We start from the raw sequence: 2,500 nt of genomic DNA on the forward strand, positions 1-2,500 counted from the left end.
CAGCACGCTCTCCTGGAGCAACTTCAGATGCCCAAACCGCGCTGCTGTCGGGAACAGTCCAGAAAGGTGACTTGCGCTTCGGGCAGACTCACGCTCAGCTTCATTCGTCAAGGGTGCCACGGTAACTTTCAGCTATGGCCCCCTCACCCACCCTCCTCGTCATCTCCGGCCTGCCCGCTTCCGGCAAAACGCACCTCGGCTCACGGCTGGCGCGGGAGCTGCGCTGGCCCTTCGTGAGCAAGGACGAGTACAAGGAGCTGCTGCACGAGCATCTGCCCGACCTGACTCGTACGCAGGCTGGGCCGCTGAGTTTCGAGATCATGTACCACGTGGCGGGGGTGGTGCTGGCGGCAGGCGGGGATGTGGTGCTGGAAACGCATTTTTACCTGGGCCTGAGCGAGCCGAAGATCACGGCTTTGGCGGAAGCGTATGGGGCGCAAGTGATCCAACTGTTCTGCGAGGCTCCACTGGACGAGTTGCGGCGCCGTCACGCCGGGCGGGTGGCGGCGGGTGAGCATCCCCATATTCATCAGCCCTTCGACCACGCCCACCTGCCGCCCAATGCCTGTTGGGAGCCACTGAAGCTGGATGTCCCACTCCGCCGCCTGGATACCACCCAGTCCCACGACCTCCCCGAACTCGCCTCCTGGGTGCACGAACAAGGCTGAGGGGAAGGACCCACCCGGACCTCCCCCTCTTTTGCTGACGGCTAAAAGCTGACGGCAGACAGCTTCTTCACGCCCCGTACTTCTGCAACTTCAGCGCGTTTGCCATCAGGAGCGGCATGATGTCGGTGCCCCGGCGCAGGCCCAGGGTGCCCTTCAGGGCTTCCTCCTCGGTGTAGCGGGTGGCGGGGTCCTTGCGGCCGTAGGGGCTGTTGATCAGCAGCGGGACCGGGTGCCAGGAGTGGCTGGCGAGCTTGCTGGGGGTGGAGTGGTCGCCCACGATGCACAGCACGTCGGGCTGGAGGGCGCGGAGTTGCGGCAGCAGCGCGTCGAACTGTTCGATCTTCTTCACCTTGGCGTCGAAATCACCGTCCTCGCCGGTGGAGTCGGTCTTCTTGACGTGCCAGTAGAAGAAGTCGTAGTCGTCCCAGTTCTCCTTCAGGGCGGCGACCTTGCCCTCCAGCGCGTCCCCCTCGCCCTGGACCGGCAGCACGTCCATCCCGACCAGGCTGGTGAGGCCCTTGTACATCGGGTAGCTGGCGATGGAGGCGGCGCGGAGCTGGTAGATGTCGTCGAAGTTGGGGAAGTGGGGCACCTCGCTGTAGCCCCGGAACAGCACGCCGTTCACCACGGGCTCGTCCGCGAGGGCGGCCTCGGCGCGGGTCACGAATTCGTTGACGAGATGCGCGGTGCGCTCGCTGGCCGGGTCGTGGGCGACGGCGGTGCGGGGCGGCACGCCGGTCACCTGGGGGTCCACGTCGCTGACGTTGGCCCCCAGCGGCGTCCCGGCCGCGCGGAACACGACCACGAAGCGGTGTTCGGACTCACTGTAGATCTCGACCGGGGTGCCGTCGATCTCGGGAATGGCGGCGCGGAGTTTGGCCACGATCTCGGCGTTCTTCTCGTTGCTGGGGCGCCCGGCGCGGCGGTCGATGATCAGGCGGCTCTGGCCGAGGGAGGCGAAATTGCCGCGCACGGCCACGTCCCCCGCGTTCAGCTTCACGCCGATACCCACCGCCGACAGGGCCCCGCGCCCCACCACATACTTGAGGGGATCGTAGCCGAAGAGGCTCAGGTGGCCGGGGCCGCTGCCGGGGGTGATGCCCGCCGCGACGAGTTCGGCCAGGCCCAGTTGCGATTCCTGCGCCAGTGCGTCGAGGTTGGGCGTCTTGGCGGTCGCCAGTTCGGTGTCGCCGTTCACGGTGAGGGGCAGGCCGCCCACGCCGTCCAGCACGACCATCAGGATCTTGCTGGGGGTCTTCTTGGCGAGGGGGCGCACGGTGTCGATCAGGTCCATAGGGGTTACTGTACCCTCCCCATCCGGCGGGGGGCGGGGATGGGGCAGAGAGAGCGGAGCCACCCCGCCGCAGAGGTGGCTCCGGCCACGGGGAGGCTTCAGCGCCGGTCGAGTTTGCCGTCCAGCGGATCGTTCGCGGCGGCGTCGAGGTCGCGGCGGATCGCCTGCACGTCGGCCTCGGCGACCTCGTCGCTGCGGGCGGGGTGGCGCATGGCGACCAGACTGCCGACCACCGCGATCACGCCCATGCCGGTCCAGAACAGCCAGGAGGGCATCATGACGTGCCAGCCCAGGTCGTACACCTCGCTGACCTGTTCGACCGTCTCGATGCCCAGCTTGACGGCGATCCACCCGATCAGGATGTAGGCCACGTCGTCCAGCGCCGGGAAGCGGTCGAGCAGCTTCAGGAAGAAGGTACTGGCGAAACGCACCAGCACCAGGCCCATGATGCCGCCCGCCACCACGATCCAGAAGCCGGTGGGCGTGTCGCGCATCTCGGGCTTGAGCAGCGCGACCCCCGCCAGAATCGAGTCCACGC

The 2,500-nt window shown here is 67.4% G+C and carries 3 protein-coding genes (1 of these 3 cut by a window edge); 1 reads left to right on the top strand and 2 read right to left on the bottom strand.

Features of this window, described 5'->3' with window-relative positions; genetic code table 11:
• Window positions 1-134 precede the first annotated feature (134 nt).
• Window positions 135-668 carry a P-loop nucleotide/nucleoside kinase family protein gene (locus tag E5F05_RS06960; protein ID WP_129117900.1) on the top strand — a complete coding sequence of 178 codons (534 nt, stop codon included), beginning with the start codon at window positions 135-137 and terminating at the stop codon, window positions 666-668.
• A gap of 67 nt (window positions 669-735) precedes the next feature.
• Here E5F05_RS06960 and E5F05_RS06965 read toward each other — a convergent pair whose 3' ends face one another.
• Together E5F05_RS06965 and E5F05_RS06970 are read right to left on the bottom strand one after the other, a co-directional pair.
• Window positions 736-1,962, bottom strand: a complete 1,227-nt coding sequence (locus tag E5F05_RS06965; RefSeq protein ID WP_129117901.1) for a 2,3-bisphosphoglycerate-independent phosphoglycerate mutase — start codon at window positions 1,960-1,962, stop codon at window positions 736-738.
• A gap of 98 nt (window positions 1,963-2,060) precedes the next feature.
• Window positions 2,061-2,500 carry the 3' portion of a TerC family protein gene (locus tag E5F05_RS06970; protein WP_129117902.1) on the bottom strand. Its footprint extends 358 nt past the window's final position, so the window shows 440 of its 798 coding nt (coding positions 359-798); its start codon lies off the right edge, out of view — the gene reads right to left on this strand; its stop codon occupies window positions 2,061-2,063.

The organism is Deinococcus metallilatus (assembly GCF_004758605.1).
Lineage (GTDB): Bacteria > Deinococcota > Deinococci > Deinococcales > Deinococcaceae > Deinococcus > Deinococcus metallilatus.

Bases quoted from the DNA above. Each gene is read 5' to 3' on its own strand.
- E5F05_RS06960 (WP_129117900.1), top strand. From the start codon at position 135: ATGGCCCCCTCACCCACCCTCCTCGTCATCTCCGGCCTGCCCGCTTCC.
- E5F05_RS06965 (WP_129117901.1), bottom strand. From the start codon at position 1,962: ATGGACCTGATCGACACCGTGCGCCCCCTCGCCAAGAAGACCCCCAGC.